The following is a 3639-nucleotide window of genomic DNA, read 5'->3' as shown; positions in this document are numbered from 1 at the left end:
AACCCGACCTCCGACCCGCTGGCGACGCTCGTCTCGGACGGCTCCAACCACGGACTGGCTACTGACCCGGCCTTCAAGGACGGGATGTTGCCGCTGGTGTTCCCGTTCCGGGGCGGTGGCGACGAGTTCAAATCCCGGCCAGCCTTCGAGGACCCCGCGCACGCGGTCACGGCTGGCGGCTTCCATCACGGGCTGGGCGTTCCTCCCGGCTGGCAGCCGCCGCCAGCGCTGCTCATGCGGAACAACGGCAGCCGGGGCGACGGACGCGAGCACGTCACCCCGACCAGCGAGCACATGCGCACGGTCACCACGACCGGACACCAGTCGCTCGTTACCGCGCCGCCCGGCCTGCCCCTGCCCGAGACGCTGCTCATGGCGTACTACGGCAACGGGCGCACGCAGAGCGTGCATGAGCCAGTGGGGACGCTGCCGACGCGGGACCGATGGGCACTGCTCACCTCGGACGGCCAGATCGACGTGTCGTCCATCCTGTTCCGGATGCTCCGCATCCCGGAGCTCCAGCGCGCCCAGTCGTTCCCGGACCGCTATGTGTTCGTCGCCGACACCGCCCGCGACAAGGTCAAGCTCATCGGCAACGCGGTCCCGCCGCCCATGGCGGAGATCCTGACCTGCGCCTTGATCGAGGCGTTCCTGGGCATTGAGCTGACCCGGTTCGACTACGACCTCGCAGCCTGAGCCGCTGATTGCGGTACCGCATTCTGCCCCGCCGCCGGTGTGCGGCGGGGCTCCCCCTCACTGAAGGAGACCGCCATGGCTACCTGCCATGTCGTCCAGATGAGCGGCGGCATCGGGTCTTTTCACGCCGCCGACCGAGTCAAGGCTAAGTACGGCACGGACAACCTCGTACTGCTGTTCGCCGACACCCTGACCGAAGACGAAGACCTCTACCGGTTCATGGACGACGCAAGCGCGCACCTCGGCGTCGCGCCGACCATCGTGAAGGACGGCCGCACGCCGTTTGAGGTGTTTTTCGACGTCAAATGGCTCGGCAACTCCCGGCTCGCGCCCTGCAGCAAGCACCTCAAGCAGGTGCCCTGCCGCCGGTGGATGACCGAGCACTGCGACGCGGCCAACACCATCGCCTACGTCGGGTTCGACCATGCAGAGAAGCGACGCCTGCCCGGCACCGTGGCCGGCTGGTCGCCGTGGCAAGTCGAGTTCCCAATGTGTGACGAGCCGCACTGGTCCAAGGACCGGATGCTCGACGAGTGCAGGGCCCTCGGCATCGCCGTGCCCCGGCTTTACGAGCTGGGCTACGAACACAACAACTGCGGCGGCCTGTGCGTGAGGGCCGGGCGCGAGCAGTGGCTGCTCACGCTGGAGACCTTCCCAGAGCGGTACGCCTACGCCGAGGAACTGGAGGAGAAGTTCCGCGTCACGCACGACAAGGACGTGGCGATCCTCACCGAGACCCGCGCCGCGGTGAAGTATCCGCTGACGCTCGCGGAGCTGCGCCGCCGGCATGAGGCCGGTCTGGTTCGTCGTCGGAAGAGGGCCCGTCAGCCGACCCTCTTCGACACCGCGGCGGCCTGCTAATGATGCACGCGCCGCTGTACCTGGCGCCACCGTCCACTGCCCGGATCCGAGAACACATCCACGCGCGCCGGCTCGGCGCCATCGTCACCCCCTCCTCGGGCAACCGCGTCCCCGACCACGGCTGGTGGGCCGCCGACTCCGGCATCTTCGGCAGCACGTACGTCGGCGACGAGGCGTACATGGACTGGCTGGAGGAACGCGCGGAGTTCGCCGACCGGTGCCTGTTCGCGACCGCGCCCGACGTCCCCTTCAACGCGTTCGCCACCATCAACCGTTCATACCCCTACCTCGACCGCATCCGGCGATTGGGATACCCGGTCGCGCTTGTCGCCCAGGACTACCTGGAATTCTGCGACTGGTGGCACTGGGAGGACTTCGACTGCTTGTTCATCGGCGGATCGACGGCGTGGAAGCTGTCGCCGGCGGCCGCCGTACTCGCGCGGGCAGCGTGCGCCGCTGGGCTGTGGGTCCATGTGGGCCGGGTCAACTCGTTCAAGCGGATGCGGTACGCCGCGGCGGCGATGGACGCCGACTCGGCGGACGGAACGCTGCTCACCAACGGCCCAGACAAGCACCTGCCGTCCGTCCTGGGCTGGACGTGGCAACTGCTGCTGGATGACGACCCAGCGCTCATGGAACCAGAAGACCTCACTCGCGCCTGGGACAACGGCTGCTACGACCTCGCGCCCGGGCGCGAGGTCCAGGCCGCACCGCGCATCCCTGCCCTCGCTCCCGAACCTGTACAACTCACCCTGATCTGAAAGGGGCTCTTGATGTCCGTCATGTGTTTCCACTGCCGTGAGCCGCTCGACCGGTGCAGGCGGACCCTGCTGCGGGACGCCACTGAGAAGGCAGTCAAGGAGATCGGCTTTGCTGCGCTCGTCTCCGGGTCCGACGAGGACCAGGCCGTGCAGGTCGTCTCCGCGTGGGATGCCGCCCGCGCGGTTAACGACCTCGTGGACGTCATCGTCGCCCAGAACTACGGAATCGATGTGGACGAGGCGTACGAGCGGGCCCGCGCACTCATCGAGGAGGCCGCCTGTGTCTAAGCCGCATGCCAGCCGGCGGCTGAATCCGAGGACGTACGAGCCGGGAACGAGAAACCGCCTGATTAGAGGGAAGTTGTTGGCTCCTCTGGGGGATGCTCCATTGGCTTGGAGTACCACCTTGACGGTGACCCTAGGACTACCCCTGCCGGAGCTACACGGTTCACTCGGAACCGAAGACGAGACTGCCCTGGAGGTCGATCTACCTTTATTTGATCAGCAAGCTGTCGGATGATCCACAGCCCCATCCCACGGCTGGGGCGCTGACCTGGCTCCAGCTGCAAGTGATGCTCTTCCAGGGAGTTGCCTGAATCGGTGACCTCGACTGCCACGCCCACCTCGTCAGCGGTTAAGGTGACCATCGCTGGACCGGCGCCGTGTTCAAGTGCGTTGGTCACAGCCTCGTTGACTGTGATCACTAAGTCCTGGAGCCGCACTGAGTTCAGGCCGCTGACTAATCCGACGATCTCGGTATTGGCACGGGTCAAGGCGAGGTTCGTGACCTGCCAATGAAGGCGGAACTCGGCCATGCGCTCACCTGCCGATACCTGCACAGAGACGTCGTATGGATACCCCTTCGACCTCTCAGTATGCCGCAGGTGATATCGGGCTGTTGTGCGATTCGCCACACCCGCCGTCGCTCTGACTCGTCAGACGCGCCGTGCGTATCAGTTGCGTCTGGCGCGTATCCTGCTGTTCTGTGTGAGCAGATTCGTCGTATAGGGGGAGCGCAGCGTGAACAAGGCAGACGTCATCGAGGAATTCCGCCAGCGGACGGACGCGCCGTCTCGCGCGGCTGCAGCGCGGAGCGTTGATGCGTTCATCGACATCATCGTCGGCACCGTGGCCGCCGGCCAGGAGGTCCGCATCGGCGGGCTCGGCGTGTTCGACCGCGACTATCGCAAGGCGCGTGAGGCCAGGAACCCGAACACGAACGAGGTGGTCGAGGTGCCCGGCAAGTGGGTCATGCGGTTCCGGCCATCCACCAAGGTCAAGGCCGCCGTCAACAAGTAACAACACCAGCTCGTCGGGGGGG

The 3639-nt window shown here is 66.3% G+C and carries 6 protein-coding genes; 5 read left to right on the top strand and 1 reads right to left on the bottom strand.

Going from position 1 to position 3639, the window contains the following annotated elements; all coding sequences use genetic code 11:
* The 4 genes from ACBJ59_RS57325 to ACBJ59_RS57310 form a co-directional block, all read left to right on the top strand.
* Window positions 1-696, top strand: a 696-nt coding sequence (locus ACBJ59_RS57325; protein ID WP_375118414.1) for a DNA cytosine methyltransferase, incomplete at its 5' end; no start/stop codon positions are given.
* A gap of 75 nt (window positions 697-771) precedes the next feature.
* A complete protein-coding gene (locus ACBJ59_RS57320) occupies window positions 772-1557 on the top strand; it encodes a hypothetical protein (protein WP_375118413.1) in 786 nt (261 codons plus the stop codon).
* The gene (locus tag ACBJ59_RS57315) at window positions 1557-2318 is read left to right on the top strand and encodes a hypothetical protein (RefSeq protein ID WP_375118412.1); all 762 of its coding nucleotides are present in this window, start codon (window positions 1557-1559) and stop codon (window positions 2316-2318) included. The genes ACBJ59_RS57320 and ACBJ59_RS57315 overlap by 1 nt, the downstream gene beginning before the upstream one ends.
* Before the next feature lie 12 nt (window positions 2319-2330).
* Window positions 2331-2606, top strand: a complete 276-nt coding sequence (locus ACBJ59_RS57310; protein WP_375118411.1) for a hypothetical protein — start codon at window positions 2331-2333, stop codon at window positions 2604-2606.
* A 62-nt stretch (window positions 2607-2668) separates the two neighbouring features.
* On the opposite strand, the gene ACBJ59_RS57305 is transcribed toward ACBJ59_RS57310, so the two are convergent.
* Entirely contained in the window at window positions 2669-3133 is a 465-nt protein-coding gene (locus ACBJ59_RS57305; protein WP_375118410.1) for an ATP-binding protein, read from the bottom strand.
* A gap of 205 nt (window positions 3134-3338) precedes the next feature.
* Here ACBJ59_RS57305 and ACBJ59_RS57300 point away from each other — a divergent pair, with 205 nt between their 5' ends.
* Complete coding sequence (locus ACBJ59_RS57300; protein ID WP_375118409.1) at window positions 3339-3617, top strand: HU family DNA-binding protein; 279 nt, start codon at window positions 3339-3341, stop codon at window positions 3615-3617.
* Window positions 3618-3639 lie beyond the last annotated feature (22 nt).

Origin of the sequence: Nonomuraea sp. MTCD27, assembly GCF_041950495.1 — a bacterium.
Classification (GTDB): domain Bacteria; phylum Actinomycetota; class Actinomycetes; order Streptosporangiales; family Streptosporangiaceae; genus Nonomuraea.
This window is presented reverse-complemented; position numbering and strand designations above follow the sequence as displayed.